The sequence below is a fragment of the Streptomyces sp. NPDC111656 genome, assembly GCF_055656965.1.
In genome coordinates this window covers 42,640-57,253 of the sequence record NZ_JBVKCA010000014.1, presented here as the reverse complement: position 1 = coordinate 57,253, position 14,614 = coordinate 42,640, and the positions used below count along the sequence as shown (strand labels likewise).

The 14,614-nt window shown below is 68.4% G+C and carries 14 protein-coding genes and 1 pseudogene; 8 read left to right on the top strand and 7 right to left on the bottom strand.

Annotated elements, in window-relative coordinates; translation table 11 throughout:
* Positions 1 to 465: a nuclear transport factor 2 family protein gene (locus ACZ7M3_RS33865; RefSeq protein ID WP_472068692.1), complete on the top strand. Its 465-nt coding sequence runs from the start codon at positions 1 to 3 to the stop codon at positions 463 to 465.
* A gap of 179 nt (positions 466 to 644) precedes the next feature.
* On the opposite strand, the gene ACZ7M3_RS33860 is transcribed toward ACZ7M3_RS33865, so the two are convergent.
* Entirely contained in the window at positions 645 to 1,250 is a 606-nt protein-coding gene (locus ACZ7M3_RS33860) for a TetR/AcrR family transcriptional regulator (protein ID WP_472068317.1), read from the bottom strand.
* A gap of 104 nt (positions 1,251 to 1,354) precedes the next feature.
* Here ACZ7M3_RS33860 and ACZ7M3_RS33855 point away from each other — a divergent pair, with 104 nt between their 5' ends.
* Positions 1,355 to 1,849 carry a DUF4345 domain-containing protein gene (locus ACZ7M3_RS33855; RefSeq protein ID WP_472068315.1) on the top strand — a complete coding sequence of 165 codons (495 nt, stop codon included), beginning with the start codon at positions 1,355 to 1,357 and terminating at the stop codon, positions 1,847 to 1,849.
* 239 nt (positions 1,850 to 2,088) lie between these two features.
* Here ACZ7M3_RS33855 and ACZ7M3_RS33850 read toward each other — a convergent pair whose 3' ends face one another.
* Positions 2,089 to 2,460, bottom strand: coding sequence for a VOC family protein (locus tag ACZ7M3_RS33850; protein ID WP_472068313.1), 372 nt, complete (start codon positions 2,458 to 2,460; stop codon positions 2,089 to 2,091).
* A gap of 680 nt (positions 2,461 to 3,140) precedes the next feature.
* Here ACZ7M3_RS33850 and ACZ7M3_RS33845 point away from each other — a divergent pair.
* On the top strand, positions 3,141 to 4,058 hold the full coding sequence (locus tag ACZ7M3_RS33845) for an NADP-dependent oxidoreductase (RefSeq protein WP_472068311.1): 918 nt from the start codon (positions 3,141 to 3,143) through the stop codon (positions 4,056 to 4,058).
* Here the strand turns inward: ACZ7M3_RS33845 and ACZ7M3_RS33840 are convergent.
* Both ACZ7M3_RS33840 and ACZ7M3_RS33835 read right to left on the bottom strand, forming a co-directional pair.
* A complete protein-coding gene (locus tag ACZ7M3_RS33840; protein WP_472068309.1) occupies positions 4,055 to 4,624 on the bottom strand; it encodes a hypothetical protein in 570 nt (189 codons plus the stop codon). The genes ACZ7M3_RS33845 and ACZ7M3_RS33840 overlap by 4 nt on opposite strands.
* A 233-nt stretch (positions 4,625 to 4,857) precedes the next feature.
* Positions 4,858 to 6,777 (bottom strand): hypothetical protein, encoded by a 1,920-nt coding sequence (locus tag ACZ7M3_RS33835; protein WP_472068307.1) that lies wholly within the window; start codon positions 6,775 to 6,777, stop codon positions 4,858 to 4,860.
* Between the two features lie 454 nt (positions 6,778 to 7,231).
* Between ACZ7M3_RS33835 and ACZ7M3_RS33830 the strand changes: the two genes are divergently transcribed.
* Positions 7,232 to 7,504: a hypothetical protein gene (locus ACZ7M3_RS33830; RefSeq protein WP_472068712.1), complete on the top strand. Its 273-nt coding sequence runs from the start codon at positions 7,232 to 7,234 to the stop codon at positions 7,502 to 7,504.
* A gap of 1,052 nt (positions 7,505 to 8,556) precedes the next feature.
* On the opposite strand, the pseudogene ACZ7M3_RS33825 reads toward ACZ7M3_RS33830, so the two are convergent.
* A pseudogene (locus ACZ7M3_RS33825) lies at positions 8,557 to 8,854 on the bottom strand (MFS transporter); the annotation flags it as partial.
* A 174-nt stretch (positions 8,855 to 9,028) separates the two neighbouring features.
* On the opposite strand from ACZ7M3_RS33825, the gene ACZ7M3_RS33820 reads away from it, so the two are divergent.
* Positions 9,029 to 9,886: an alpha/beta fold hydrolase gene (locus tag ACZ7M3_RS33820; protein WP_472068305.1), complete on the top strand. Its 858-nt coding sequence runs from the start codon at positions 9,029 to 9,031 to the stop codon at positions 9,884 to 9,886.
* A gap of 30 nt (positions 9,887 to 9,916) precedes the next feature.
* Here ACZ7M3_RS33820 and ACZ7M3_RS33815 read toward each other — a convergent pair whose 3' ends face one another.
* Positions 9,917 to 10,447 carry a YbhB/YbcL family Raf kinase inhibitor-like protein gene (locus ACZ7M3_RS33815; RefSeq protein WP_472068303.1) on the bottom strand — a complete coding sequence of 177 codons (531 nt, stop codon included), beginning with the start codon at positions 10,445 to 10,447 and terminating at the stop codon, positions 9,917 to 9,919.
* A 288-nt stretch (positions 10,448 to 10,735) separates the two neighbouring features.
* Between ACZ7M3_RS33815 and ACZ7M3_RS33810 the strand changes: the two genes are divergently transcribed.
* The gene (locus ACZ7M3_RS33810; protein ID WP_472068301.1) at positions 10,736 to 11,431 is read left to right on the top strand and encodes a type 1 glutamine amidotransferase domain-containing protein; all 696 of its coding nucleotides are present in this window, start codon (positions 10,736 to 10,738) and stop codon (positions 11,429 to 11,431) included.
* Between the two features lie 401 nt (positions 11,432 to 11,832).
* Here the strand turns inward: ACZ7M3_RS33810 and ACZ7M3_RS33805 are convergent, their stop codons facing one another.
* The gene (locus ACZ7M3_RS33805; protein WP_472068299.1) at positions 11,833 to 13,017 is read right to left on the bottom strand and encodes an NAD(P)-dependent alcohol dehydrogenase; all 1,185 of its coding nucleotides are present in this window, start codon (positions 13,015 to 13,017) and stop codon (positions 11,833 to 11,835) included.
* Between ACZ7M3_RS33805 and ACZ7M3_RS33800 the strand changes: the two genes are divergently transcribed.
* Positions 13,016 to 13,195: a hypothetical protein gene (locus ACZ7M3_RS33800; RefSeq protein WP_472068297.1), complete on the top strand. Its 180-nt coding sequence runs from the start codon at positions 13,016 to 13,018 to the stop codon at positions 13,193 to 13,195. The two genes, ACZ7M3_RS33805 and ACZ7M3_RS33800, sit on opposite strands and share 2 nt — an antisense overlap.
* Before the next feature lie 36 nt (positions 13,196 to 13,231).
* Positions 13,232 to 14,614, top strand: a complete 1,383-nt coding sequence (locus ACZ7M3_RS33795) for an NADP-dependent succinic semialdehyde dehydrogenase (protein ID WP_472068295.1) — start codon at positions 13,232 to 13,234, stop codon at positions 14,612 to 14,614.

The following is a 14,614-nucleotide window of genomic DNA, read 5'->3' as shown; positions in this document are numbered from 1 at the left end:
ATGTCCATCGACGACATCTCCGACTTCGCAGCGCTGGATCCGTTCTTCCGGATCGTCCGGGAGGGGCTGGCGGGCCTCGTCGACGGTGAGCACTTCTTCGACCTCCTGGCGGAGGACGTGGTCTTCGAGTACGTGATCTCCGTACCCGGCTACCCTCGCCGGGTTCAGGGACGCCGCGCGGTAGCCGACCCGTACCGCGGCTACGGCGATGGCATGGTCCTGCACAGCGCGGACGGGCTCGCCGTCCACCGGGATGCCGAGACGTCCGTGGTCGTGCTGGAGTACGCGGTGCACGGACGGGCAGTCCACACCGGGCGTGCCTACGACAACCACTTCGTCTCCGTGATCACCGTCAAGGACCGCAGGGTGACGCGTTGGCGGGACTACCTGGACCCCGTCGCTGTCTTCCGCGCCATCGGATGGCCGACGGAGGATCGCCGGCCGAACAGCTGCTGTCGAAACTGAGGCTCTGGTCCACTTGTTGTGGAGCCGTACCGCTCGGTCAAGCCAGGAGGACTCCTGCGCGCCGGGGGTTTGGGGCAACAAGTCCCGGACCGTGCTGCGCACCCGTACCGCGCCCAGGTCGGCGACATGGTCACTCACCGCTTTGAACCAGGTCACGCCCCGGCGCGACCCGCCGTGAGCTAGGGCCAGTTCGGCACGAGGTGGGCAGGGAGCAGGGGGCGCAGGGCACCGAGGACGGCGCCGACGCAAATGTCGCGGAGCTCGGTGCGAGAGCAGGTCTGCTCGGTGAGCCAGTCGACGACGAGGATCTGGACGAAGACCAACCAGCTCTTCAGTACGGCCGAGACGGTTCGGCGCGCGCTCTCGTCCGCGAGTGGCAGCACGGCGAGCAGGCGGGCGCGGAGCGCGTCCAGCTCGTCGGTCATGATCGTCTGGATGACCGGGTCGCCCGCGAGCACCCGGTTCGCGGCGAGGACGGCGTGCCGGTTGGCGACGAAGTAGTCGAGGTGGATGTCCATCCCCTGGACCAGTTGCCCGACCAGCGAGTCGGCGGGGTCGAGCTTCGTCTCGGCGAGCAGCCGGTCGGCGGCCTGCTGGTAGACCGCTGCGAAGAGCGCGTGCTTGCTCGGGAAGTGACGGTAGAGCAGGGCCCGCGAGACGCCGCCCTGTTGGGCGATGTCGTCCATCAGCACGTCCTCGTAGGGGCGGGCCGCGAACATCCGCGCGCCGACGGCGAGGAGCTGAGCGCGACGGTCGGCGGGGCTGAGGCGCTGGCGGGGAGGCACGCCGAAAGCTTACTTGACACACGTCTACTTACCCGTTCACCCTGATTCAGGGCTTAGTAGACACATGTCAACTACGGCGTCGGACCAAGACGGGGTGATGGATCATGGCCAGGACTCTGCGCGTACTCGTACAGGTCATGGGGTGGACGTGTGTGGCGATCGGGCTGCTCCACGTCGCCCTCGGCAACGCGGCCATCCCGGGCGTAGGTTCTGCCGGGGCGACCGTCGACAGCTGGGGGCGGTTCATGGGGGCGAGCTTCGTCGGCTATGGACTGGCCTGGCTCTGGGCCGCCCGGCAGCGGCCGATCCCGGCGACGGCGGTGCGCGCCCTCTCCGCCGTCTTCCTGCTCGGTGGGCTCGGCCGGCTGATCTCCCTGGCTGTCCACGGCTGGCCGCAGTGGTTCCAGATCGCGCTCGCGGTGATCGAGCTCGGCCTTCCGCCTGTCCTGTTCTGGCTAGCCCCGTCCGAGGAGCGTGAGCATGATAGGGAGGAAGCCCCGGGCCCCGTCGACGGGTTGGCGGGCTCTGGCGGAGTTCGCCTGATCCGCCGGGGGACCGCACCGAAGCCGACCGCAGCACCGCCTGGGTTCGACGCCTGACCTTCTGAACGGTTCCGCCTGGCCGGGAATCAGCGGGCGGAGTACCGGCGCCGGACGTCTGCCTGGTGATCGAGCAAGCGCGGCAACACCAAGGAAGTGCTGGACGAGGTAGGGGAGATCGTCCCCTACCTCGGCGTGTACGGTGCATTGACCGAACCGAGTTCAGCATCTATGCAGGTCAGCGCGCCTTCTGCGAGTTTCCCGCCGTACCTTCGGCGCTTGCCGGCGCGGGCCGATGCTCAGCTCAGGCGGGCTCGCAGGAGGCAGAATTCGTTGCCTTCGGGGTCGACCAGGCAGTGCCAGGACTCGTCGCCGGTCTGGCCGATGTCGGCCGGGCGCGCCCCGAGCTTCAGGAGGCGTTCGAGTTCGGCGTCCTGATCGCGGTCGGTGGCGTTGACGTCGATGTGCAGCGGCAGCTTGCCCGCCTTGGGCTCTGTGGTGGGGCTGAAGACCAGAGTCGGCTGCAATCCGCCGAACCCTTCCCGTGGTCCGATCTCCACCGCGCCGTCGTCGATGTCGAGCACGATGAAGCCCAACACCTCGCACCAGAACGCCGCCAGCCGTTGCGGATCCCGGCAATCGATCACCAACTCGGAAATGCGACAAGCCATAGTCGGGACCCTACAAGGCATCAACCCCACGCAGCCACTGCTTAGACGACTCAGTGCCGCGAGGCGATGGGCACCCGGGAGGGGCTGGGCCTGCCCGGTCCGCGCCCGGGCTTCAATGGCGCCCAGGCCTTGATCAGTTGGCCGTGGGAACGAACAGGACGCAGGGTTGCTGGAGCACGACCGGGCATGTGGCCGCGCTGGTTTCCGCACTCCCTGTTTCCCGCGCTGGGCGTGTCTCGCTCTGGCGAGATCACGCCGGAGGCCGTGTCCCGGCGGTTCTGCCGACCGGGTTGCTCTGGTGCAGCAGAAGTTCGGGCGGCTTCCGACAAGCGTGTCCCTTCGTGCCCCTGGAGCCTTGCACCCGGTGCGGGTCGGGTCGCGGGTGCGCCGCCGACGAGGCCGACGGTGGCGCGGACGTCATCGCCGTCGGCAACGTTGAGGACGGCGTCCAGCAGGCAGGGGGCAGGTATCGAGGCCGTCGCGGTGCATCCCCGTGCCAGTTGCCAGTTGCCAGTTGCCAGTAGTGATATCACCGTTCGTCAAATACTTCCTCGAACCGTTGATCCTGGGAAGACAGCTCCGTTCCTGAACCGTTGAATGCGGTGGCCCGGTCGATGTGTGGCCGTCCGGGGCGTGAGCGTCCAAGACCTGTCCGAACGAGGAAGAGCGGTGATCACGCGATGAAGGCGGTGCGGTTCCACGAGTACGGCGGGATCGATGTGCTGCGGGTGGAGGAGGTGGACCGGCCGGCGCCCGGCCCCGGGCAGGTGCTGGTCGAGGTCCGCGCAGCCGGGATCCAGCCCGGCGAGACGATGATCCGCGAGGGCGCCCGGCACGGACGCTGGCCGGCGACGTTCCCCTCCGGGCAGGGCAGCGATCTGGCCGGCGTCGTGGCGGAAGCCGGTCCGCAGGTGCGCGGCGTCGCGGTGGGCGACGAGGTCCTGGGCTTCACCCATCACAGGGCGAGCCACGCGGAGTTCGTCGTGGTCGACGACGTGAATCTGACCTCGCGCCCGGAGGGGCTGTCCTGGGACGTGGCCGGGTCGTTGTACGTGGCCGGCACGACCGCGTACGCCACCCTGTTCGCCGTGGACCCCCAACCGGCCGACACGGTTGTCGTGTCCGGTGCGGCGGGCGGCGTCGGGTCTCTTGCCGTGCAGCTCGCGCAGCAGCGCGGCGCCACGGTGATCGGGCTGGCGAGCGAGCAGAACCACGCCTGGTTGAAGGATCGCGGCGTCATCCCGGTCGAGTACGGGCAGGACGTGGCCGAACGGATCCGGCAGGCTTCCGGCGGGAACGTCGACGCGTTCATCGACACGTTCGGCGACGGCTACGTGGAACTGGCAGTGGAGTTGGGCGTGCGGCCCGAGCGGATCAACACGATCAGCGACTGGCCGGCCGCGGCGAGGGTCGGGGCGCGAACCTACGGAGAAGGTGCGGCGGCGTGCGCGGTCGTGCTCGGCGAGCTGGCCCGGCTTGCCGCGCGCGGAGAGCTGGAGGTGCCGATCGCCCGCACCTACCCACTGGAACGGGTGCGAGACGCGTTCCGCGAACTGGAACGACGGCACACCCACGGCAAGATCGTGCTCCGGCCCTAGCCCGGCTGCCCGAGGCAACCATCGAGCAGCTCAAGCAGGCAGAGGCCCAGCCGCATCCCCCGGGCCGTCACGGCGAGCCACGCGAGGTCGCCACCATCCTGTGCCTGCACCGACCTCGCCACCGCCTGGCTCACCGGCCAGGTCCGCACTGTAGACGGCGGAGAATCACAACTGACCGTTGACCGGCCGTCAGCTGCCGTGCCGTGGACGGTGCTCCTGGCACGAGCGACGGTGGCCGGCTCGGCGGGCGGAGCCGGCTCGGGGGACGACTGCGGACCGCGCCAGCGCATGATCTCGTCGTGCTGGGTCGCGAGCCAGCACGGTGCGAGCTTCTTGAACTCGGTCAGCTCTCCGATGGTCTCGTCCCGGTCAGTGACGCGGTCCTTCAGATCTGCGTTCTGGGCCTTCAGGCGCTCGATCTGGGTCTCTTTGGGGCCTGGCGGCCCTCCCCCGGCCTCCCGGAGGGCCGCCGAACGCCGTACGAACTCGTCACCGAGGCGCTGGTAGGACCCTCCTCGGACGCTGCTGTCGCGGTCCTCCTGCGGGTGGAAACGGGTGCGGGTCACTCCCGCAGAGCCCTCCTCCCCTACGGCCGGCCGTCAAGGCGCGACGTGGCTACGGCGTCGTCAAACGGCCCCGGCATGACGACTCGAAGCGGCCCCGTGCCGGCACGGCCCGGTCTCTGCCGTGGCCGGCGAAAGCCTCTGCTGCACTGGTGGGGCCACCTCGAGCCGCCCGGGCGGGGATGTGCCGGAGTTCAGTGTCAGACCGCCACGGCCGCCCGGCGGGGTGGCGGTGTTCAGCGCCGGGCTGCCACGGCCGCGGCGGCCGCGGCCAGGATGCGGTCCAGGACGGGGACCGGAATCGCCGGATTGGGGACCGCCGCGCATGCCGTGTCGCGGTCGTGCAGCAGCCCGGCAAGGACGCGGGCCGGCAGCTGCGGATTGCGTATCGCGGTCCCGCGGACGTAGTCCGCCGGGTCGTTCAGCAGCCGCACTGCGTCGGCCGGTGACAGCCGGGGGTCCTCGGCCGCGCGGCGGCGCACCTCGGCTTCTGGGTCGCGGGCGAGACGTGCGACGTCGGCAGGCGTGGACTCCGGATCGTCCAGGGCCAGGCGGCGCATCCGCCCGATGGGGTCGCCGGCGTAGCGCAGCAGGCCCGTTCGGGGGAAGTTGGGGTGGCTGCGGGGGCGGTCGGGAAAACTGAAGCTGCCGTCCCACCAGCGCCAGACCTCCAGCAGCATCTCGGCGGGCGCATCGTCGCACGACTCGGCGAGGAACAGGCGCACCGTCCGGTCCTCGTCCCGCGCCAGACGCTCCACGACGTCCGGTGGAAGATGCCGGGCACGGGCCACGCTTCGGCGGATGAGCGGATGGGACGATACGGCGAGGCGGCGCATCGCGTCGGCGTCACCGTGCAGGCCCTTGACCCAGGGCAGAGTGTGCGACATGGACGTCGGGTCGAAGTCGTGGCGCACCGCGGCACGCTGCTCCTCGTCGAGATCGGGCCGCAGTGCCACCGCCGAGCGGATGTCGTCGTACGGGTCCTCCGCCAGGACGGCGACACCGTGCGCGCTGAGCCGCGGGTTGGCGGCCAGCGCTCGGCGTACCTCCGCGTCCTCGTCCCGGACCAGCTCCGCCTCCAGCTCGGGCGAGAGACGGCACTGTTCGAGCGCGCGCCGGGGCTCGGGCAGCGCGGCGAAGACGTCGCGAGGCATGGGGACGTCGTTGTGGTGGGCGAGCAGCGCAGCCGTACGCACCGCGTCGTCGGTGTCGGCCAGCAGTCGCGCCCGCAGCGGCGCGGCGAGGTCTGCCCACCGGGCGCAGGCAGTCGCCCGCACCCGGGGATCGGCGTCGGCCGTGAGGCTGGGGAGGTGGTGTGCCGGGAGCCCCGGGAGTTCGGCGGCCTCAGCGCGGGACGGGCCGGCGAGGAGGTCGTCGTACAGGTCCCCAGGGAGTTCGACGCCCCAGGCGCAGGCATGCTCGGCCCAGTGCACGCGCCGGCTCGGCGACGGTTCGGCGCGGACCACGCGTATCCACTGATCGGACGTGAGCTTGGGCCGGAAGGTGTCGGCGGGTGTCGAGCGCACCCGCGGATCGGGGTGCGTCACGGCGGCGTCGAGTACGGCGGGCCGGTCGCAGCCGTGCAGGAAGCCCTCCGCCACATCCAGCAGCCGGATCAGCAGTTCGTCCGGCGCGGCCGGATTGGACCCGATGCCCTCCGCCCAGTGCAATGGCCATGCCGGCTGGCCGGGCACGGCCGCCCACACCTCGGCGCGCTCGGCCTCCGTCTCGCGCCCGGCGGCTGCGGCGGCCTCCTCCAGCCGCTCGGGCAGTCGGTCGAGGGCCGTCACCCGAGGCCCGTCCGCGCCGGGCACCTCCGCCAGCAGCACCTGCCCGTCGAGGGAGAGCGCCACGAACCCGGGGTCGCCGGTCAGCCCCGGCACACCGCCGCCGGTGTAGCGGACCCGGGTCCACCAAGAGTCGTTGCCGCCGATCCGATGTCCGAGGACGACCACCAGGAACTCGCCGTCGGCATCTGCGAGGCGGCGCCACCACTCGGCGTCGAGCGCTGCCCGGACCGCGCCGTCCGGCGCCGCGATCCCCCGCGCGATCCGCCAGCCTGCCTCCGGCGGGAACAGGCTGCCCGGGCTCATGTCCTCGACGACCGTGAGTCCGGCGCATGGGAGCAGTTCGTGGAGTTTCTCTCGGTGTCGCACGCGGTCATGATCCCCGCCGACTCGCGGTGGGACAAGGCCCTCAGCCCAGGCGCAACCGGCCCTCCCCCGCGTACACGTCATTGGCTGCGATGTCGTTCGGCCCCGCCCGGGCGGGGCGAGTTGGCCCCACTAGTGCAGCAGAGGCTTTTGCTGGCTCCGGCAGAGACCGGGCCATGCTGGCACGAGGCCGCTTCGAGTCGTCATGGATCTTCACGAAACGGGGCCGTTACGAGTCGTCATGCCGGGGCCGTTTGACGACGCCGTAGCCAGCGCTACGGGACGTCCACTACGGGACTGTTGACGAGAGCCCCTGGCCAGGCATTCCGGAGGCAACGGAGGTCGTTTCCCAGCACTGTGGCGCTGCCGCTCGATATTGGGTGGGTGATCGAGCGTCCGCACACGGCTGAGTGGTGTAGCGACTGAGCTGTGGGCGCACGCCCTGACCTGGGCAGAAGTGGATCCGTTGCGGCATCCGTTCGAGCTGGATGAGGATGCGGCAAAGGAGTTGGCTGGTCGTGTCGCGCCCTTGCTGCCCGACGCCGATGCCGCGGAGGAGAAGCGTTGGCGTTCGCTGGATCCTGTCACCGAGTTCCTGGTGGACCGGTACGGCCGATGGGCCTGCGGGTGGAACTGGTCGGTGGGTGAAGGCGACACAGACGGAGGGGTCGTCGGCATGTGGTGCTGCGCCGCCGGTTCCGTAACGACGGCGGACGCAAGAGGTCGCTGACCGGACCCCGCAGGTACTCGCGCGAGGCCATCTTCAACGCGCGCCGGAACGTGTCGGGCACCACCGGCGGCGCGAGCAGTCCCTCCATGCCAGCCAGCGACTTCGCCAGCCGCTCGGAGGGGAGCAGCGGCGCCCGCCGACACCCTTGCCATGTACCAGCCCCACTGGCCGTTCTCCCAGTGCACGTCCTCGCGTTGCACCTGGCAAAGCTCCGCGGCCCGGACCCCGGAGATGTACGTCAGCTTCGAGATCACGTAGTTCCGGACCGCCACCGGGTACTTCCGCGCCCGCGGCAGAGCCTCACGCCACGCGGCGGAGAACTCCTTCGTCGCCCGGGCCGACGGCGGGATCCGGAGCCCGAAGTCCCTTCGGTGCACAGGGCGGTTGAACGCGTCAACGGGTGACTCGACCACCGCGCCGAACCGGCGGTGGATCTCGCCGGCGTACCGCTGTTCCTGGAAGGCGTCATAGAGATCGATCCGGTTGATCTTCGATCGGACCGTCGTGTGTCTCGGCCGCTTGCCCGGGCCCGCGAAGTACTTGTCCAGCTGCCGCGAGCTCAGACGCCACGGCATGACGTCGTAGTACGAGCAGATCTCCAGCACCGGCTGGACCAGCGACTCAAGCGTCCATGGTGACAGCCCCGCGACGTCCCCGGCCCACACGTACTCAGCTAGGGAATCCTGGTACAGAGCCCGTTCGACTTCCGCCGATGCAGTTGCCGCGCTCTGCCGCTGGAGCGTCAGGACGTCGGCCAGGCCCGGCTCCGGCTGCTCTCGCTCGCCAGACCGGTCCTTCAAACGTCTGGCCGTAGCTTCGACCTGCATGAACAGCCGCATATCCCAGACGGAGCGGCGGAACGAACCCGTCGGCGCTCCAGTTTCAGAGCGAATAGGTCGCCCTCCCCCACGACCTGGCGCTCTGTGTACGGTCAGTGTGTTGCTGGAGGTCGTGTTGCCGTACGGGGAGCGTGAGTTGTAGCTGAGTGACAACACTTCTGGCTGGGACGGACAGTTCACCACCAAGTCCCTCACCGAGGAAGCCGGACTGAAGCCGAGCGGTACCGCCAGTGCCGCGCCGCCGCATGGCGCCAGCGCTGCGGCCGTCGTCGTCGGCCGCCGGCAGCCCGGACAGGCGCCCGTGGTGGGTGGCGCCCCACCGATCAGTGACGGCCGTGACCTGGATCAGGGGGAGGTTGCCCCGCATCATCCCGGCCGCCACCGACATGGCGACCAACAGTGCGTACGGGCCGGGCATGGCCGAGAAGGCGGCGGTGGTGATGCCGCCCAGCGCGACCAGGACCGCTGTGCGCGCCGTCACGAGGGCGGCGACGCGTGTGAGTCCGCGGGTGGTTGGCCGATGGTCGCAGTGCGGGACCCGGGAGCAAAGTCGTCGAGAGAGCGAGAGACTCCGCACCTCCGGGGTGTGCTCACTCGGATGGCCCGTGCGCGGAGACATGGCGGCAGGTGTCCTCGACGCTGGAATCCCAGGCCTCGCTCGACGCCCTCGCACCGAAGGAATGACATGCGAATACCCTGCAAGTCGCGCCGCAATCTGAACATCGTCCGTTGGGGTGCGGCACTGCTGGCGGTATCGGGAATCACCTACGCCCTGACACCCGTAACGGCGCAGGCAGGTGGCCCGAGCGGTGATCCCGGCAGGGAGAAGCCCACTATCGTGCTCGTGCACGGCGCCTTCGCCGACTCGTCGAGCTGGAACGGTGTCGCGAAACGGCTCCAGCAGAACGGCTACGCGGTGGCCGCGCCGGCCAACCCCCTCCGCGGTATCCCCCAGGACTCGACCTACCTCGCGAGTTTCCTGAAGTCCGTCAAGGGACCGATCGTCCTGGTCGGTCATTCCTACGGCGGAGAGGTGATCTCGCAGGCTGCCGCCGGAAACGACAATGTCAAGGCTCTCGTGTACATCAACGCGATCATGCCCGATGTGGGAGAGTCGTTCTCCAGCCTCTCCGCGAAGTTCGCTCCCGTCCCACTCACCAAAGCTCTGAAACAGGTGCCCTTCCGCAACGGCGACGGCACCACCGGTACGGACGTGTACGTACAGCCAAACAAACTGCACCAGGTCTTCGCCGCGGACCTGCCCACAGGTCAGACCGACATCATGGCAGTCACACAGCGTCCGATCGCGCTGTCGGCGTTCGCGGACAAGCTCACCGGCGCCGCATGGCGCAACAAACCCGTCTACGTCCTTGTCGGCAAACAGGACCAGGCGATCAACCCGAGCCTGGAGCGGTACGAGGCGAAGCGGGCGAAGGCCCGAAAAACGGTGGAGATCGACTCCTCGCACGTGTCCCTGGTCTCGCATCCGCAGGCGGTCAAGAATCTGATCGTCGACGCCGCCGAGAACTACATGTGGAAATAGGGCGACCGGAAACAGGGCGACCGCGCAGTACTAGGCCCGCTCAAAAGTGCCGTACATGGTCGCCCTCGCAATCGCGTGGCTGAACAGGAGGAAGTCCAGGTAGGCAGGGGTCGTTTTCCCTGACACCGCCAGTTCTTCCACGTCGACGGCATGCACGACGAGAAAGTAACGGTCCGGGCCGTTGCCCGGAGGCGTCGCCGGGCCGAGGTACCTGCTGTAGCCGGCGTCGTTGGGCAGCGTCACCGCGTTGCCAGGCAGCTCCCTGCCGTCTCCCGCCCCGGCCGGTAGGTCGGTCACGGAGGCGGGCAGGTTGGCTACAGCCCAGTGCCAGAAGCCCGAAGCTGTGGGCACATCCGGGTCGAACATCGCCACCGTGAAACTCCGCGTCTCCTCGGGAAAGCCGGACCAGCTCAGCTGCGGTGAGATGTCCGATCCGCCAGCTCCCAGGATGCCGCTCACCTGCTCGCGGGCCAATGGCCCGCCGTCGGCCACGGACTCCGAGGTCAACGAGAAGGTCCGTATCGGCGGCACGAAATCGTAGGGGCCATAGGGTTTGATCATGGCAGTCCTTCGGAACGCCGGATCCGTCAGTTTACTTACCCAGACAGACCTCCGCACCCCAGGAAAACGCATCGCCGAAAATACTTCACCGAAACGGTGGTGTATTCGTGTCGCACATTTCCTGTATAGCGGTGTAGAAATCCTCTTGAAATTCCGCGAGACCGATGTGCGTATGCCTCGGTCGGCCACAAGTTGCCGACCCCAGGATGCCCGCTCACACTTGATGGGCACGTGAAACCCGGTCGCCTCATGCCCGTTCCAGGGCAACGTCTTACCGAGGAGCGTCTCATGGCCAAGATATTGTGTGTGCTGACCGGCGCGAGCTACTGGACCATGAAGGACGGGCACCGACATCCCACCGGGTACTGGGCCGAGGAATTCGTGGCGCCGTACAGGGTGTTCACCGATGCCGGACACGAGGTCACCGTGGCAACTCCGGCTGGGGTCGTTCCCGTTGTGGACACGATGAGCCTGGAGCCCCGTATGGCGGGCGGCGAAGAGAACTCCCTCCAGGAGGAGGCCGTCATCGAGTCCGCGGATGAACTGAGGCATCCCATCTCTCTCCAGGAGGTTCGCCTGGAGGACTATGACGCGGTCTACTACCCCGGCGGTCACGGCCCGATGGAGGACCTCTCGGTCGACCCCGACTCCGGGGCACTGCTGCGGGAGGCACTCGCTTCCGGCCATCCACTCGGCATCGTCTGCCATGCCCCCGCCGCTCTCCTCGCGACCCGTGATGCGAACGGCGAAACGCCGTTCGCGAACTACCGTGTGACGGGTTTCTGCAACGAGGAGGAGGCCGGTGTCGGATTCGCCGACAAGGCCAAGTGGCTGCTGGAGGACGAGTTGAAGAAGCTGCCCACCCAGTACTCGCGGGGTCCCGCCTGGGAACCGTACACAGTCGTGGACCGCAACCTCTTCACGGGGCAGAACCCCGCCTCCTCGGGCCCTCTCGCCAAGGAGCTCGTCACGGCTCTGTCCTGACCGAGGGGAGGCCCGGGACGGGCCGGGGCCACCACCCTCGACCGGAGGGAAACCTTGAGTCAGGTCGTCACCGGACCCAGGATCACCGGAGTCCACCACATCTCCTCGCGCACCTCTACCGCGAATCGACGGGGTACGGAATCCTGTTGATCACCCCCGATTCCGGTCACGTGATCGGGTTGCACACCAACACGGGCAACCAGCACGAGGGATCCCTCGAATCGCGGGTCGTGTTCCGCGACCCCGACAACCTTCAACTCGAGCCCCCTGATGTCCGGCCTGATGGACGCCTGATGTCCGCGGAGACCACCCGGGCCGACCGCCTGGGTGCTCTCCGCGATCCAGCGTGATATCGAATATCGGACGTGATCGTCATTCGAAGGCGATGAATTCGACGACCGTCATTCGAACACGATGACCTGGCGTCCGACGACGTCGCCACGACCCAGGGCTTCCAGGTTCTCGTTGATGTCCTCCAGCTCGACCTTAGTGACGTTGTGCTTGACGAGACCGGCTTCCGCGAGTGAGAGCACGTCGACGAGATCCAAGTGGTTGCCCCAGAAGGAACCGAGATAGGACAGTTCCATGCCCACGAAGGGGAACTGGCGGTGCTCGACGCGGTGGCTCATGAGACCGACAGCCGCCAGTGCCCCTTCGGGGCCGAGCAGGTCGAATCCCATGGAGACAGAAGCCTCGCTGCCGACGCAGTCCAGGATGGCGTGGACTGCCCTCCGGCCGGTCAGTCTCTCCAGTTCGTCCTGGATGGCCTCGGTGGACTTGTTCCTGACGTTGATCCCGTGGTCCGCGCCGTTCTCCTTCGCCACGTCCAGTTTGCCGTCTGTGCGCGCGAGGGCCACCACGGTGGCGCCGCCTCCGAGCAGCTTCGCGTATTGGACCGCGTAGCTTCCCAGGCCGCCGATGCCCGTGACGGCGACGGTCCGACCGGGGCCCAGCTTGCCTGCGTCCCGCAGCTTCCTCATTCCTCGGTACGGGGTCATGCCTGCGTCGGTCATGGGGGCGAGGAGCTCGGGCGATTTCGCGGCGTCCTCGGAGACCGGGATCGCATGGCGGCACTCCACGGCCATGTACTCGGCGAAGCCTCCTGGAGGCCCGAATCCCACCCACCGACCGTTGCCGCTGCACAACTGTTCGTTGCCTTCGCGGCACTGCCGGCACGTGCCGTCTCCCCAACTGGGATTGACCACGACCATGTCGCCCTCCGCATAGCCCACCGTCCTGGGCACGGCGCTGCCCAGTCCGGCCACTCGGCCCGTCACCTCGTGACCGGGGATATAGGGCAGGTCCACGGGGAACGGACCCTCGAAGTAGCCTTCGAGGAGCTGGTAGTCGCTTCGGCACATGCCAGTTGCGGCGACCTTCAGGAGAATCTCGTCCGGCTCGGGTTCGGGCACAGGGACCGCTTCGATGCGAAGGGGTTCCTTGTATCCATGCATCCGGGCTGCCTGCATCTGCGTCATGAGTGCCTCGCTCTCGCGGACGAGCGGAAAGCGGCTCAGGCCGGGCGGCGCGGGTGGGAAACAGGTTCCGGCGTCGGTCACCGCGGCCGCCGCTACGGACATCACCATGTTTGCGCACCTGCGGTTGCGACGCATCCGGTGCTGTGCTGGGGGTCGGCAGCGGGTGGCGTGGCAGCCGTTCGGCGGGTCGTCGCTGCTGGACGGCGAGGTTCTGGCCGACCTGAAGGGCATGGCTCCGGCGATGAGCATGGCGCTTCACGAGCCCGATAAAGTGGCAAATGAGTGACTTGCTCACCTTATCGGGCGGTAATAGCGTGGATTCATGGCTATCGCAACGACGAGTCCCTTGACAGGTGAGGTCCTCAGGAGGTTCGACGAACTGACTCCTGAGGAACTGGAGGACAAGCTCGCGCGGGCGGCGGCTGCGGCTGCCTCGTACCGGCTGACGAGCGTCGAGCAGCGGGCGGAGTGGCTGCACCATGCGGCCGACCGTCTGGAGAAGGAGGTCGAGAGCGTCAGCTCGATGATCACCACGGAGATGGGCAAGACCTTCCGCGCGGCGGAGCAGGAAGTGGCCAAGTGCATTCACGGACTGCGCTTCTACGCCACCGAGGGCCCCGCGTTCCTGCGGGATCTGGAGGGTGACGGCGGGCGCGTGGGCGCCGAGCAGACGTTCGTCACGTACCAGCCGATCGGTGCGGTGCTCGCGGTGATGCCGTGGAATCTGCCGTTGTGGCAGGCCATGCGGTTCGCCGCGCCCGCACTGATGGCGGGGAACGTGGGTCTGCTCAAGCACGCCTCGAACGTGCCGCAGTGCGCCCTGTACCTGGAAGAACTCTTCCGTGACGCGGGCTTCCCTGACGACGTGTTCCAGACCCTGCTGATCTCCGCGGGGAGGGTGGAGCAGGTGCTGCGCGACCCGCGAGTGGCGGCAGCGACGCTGACCGGCAGTGAACCGGCGGGGCGGTCGGTGGCCACCATCGCCGGCGACGAGATCAAGAAGGTGGTCCTCGAACTCGGCGGCTCCGACCCGTTCATCGTCATGCCCTCCACGAATCTGGAGCAGGCCACCGACGTCGCGGTCAAGGCGCGGACCCTGAACAACGGGCAGTCCTGCATCAACGGCAAACGCTTCTTCGTGCACGAGGACATCGGTGACGCATTCATCGAGATGTTCGTGGCGAAGATGGGCGCCCTGGTGGTGGGCGACCCGATGGACGAGGGCACCGACGTCGGACCGCTCGCCACCGAGTCCGGCCGGCGGGACGTGGAGTCCTACGTCGACGACGCCGTCGCCAAGGGCGCGACGGTCCTCTTGGGCGGCGAACGCCCGGACGGGCCCGGCTGGTTCTACCCACCCACGGTGCTGACCGGCATCACGCCTGAGATGCGGATGTACCACGAGGAGGTCTTCGGCCCCGTGGCGCAGGTGTGGACGGTCCCCTCCCTGGAGGAGGCCTTGCGGGAAGCCAACGGGCACCCCTACGGCCTCGGGTCGAACCTGTGGAGCGAGGACGAGGCCGAACGCGAACTCTTCGTCCGCGACGTGCAGTCGGGCATGGCCTTCATCAACGGCAACACGACCAGCTACCCCGAGATCCCCTTCGGTGGCGTCAAACGCAGCGGCTACGGACGCGAGCTGTCCGACCTCGGCATGCGGGAGTTCATGAACGCCAAGACCGTCTGGATCGGCCAGAACGCCTGA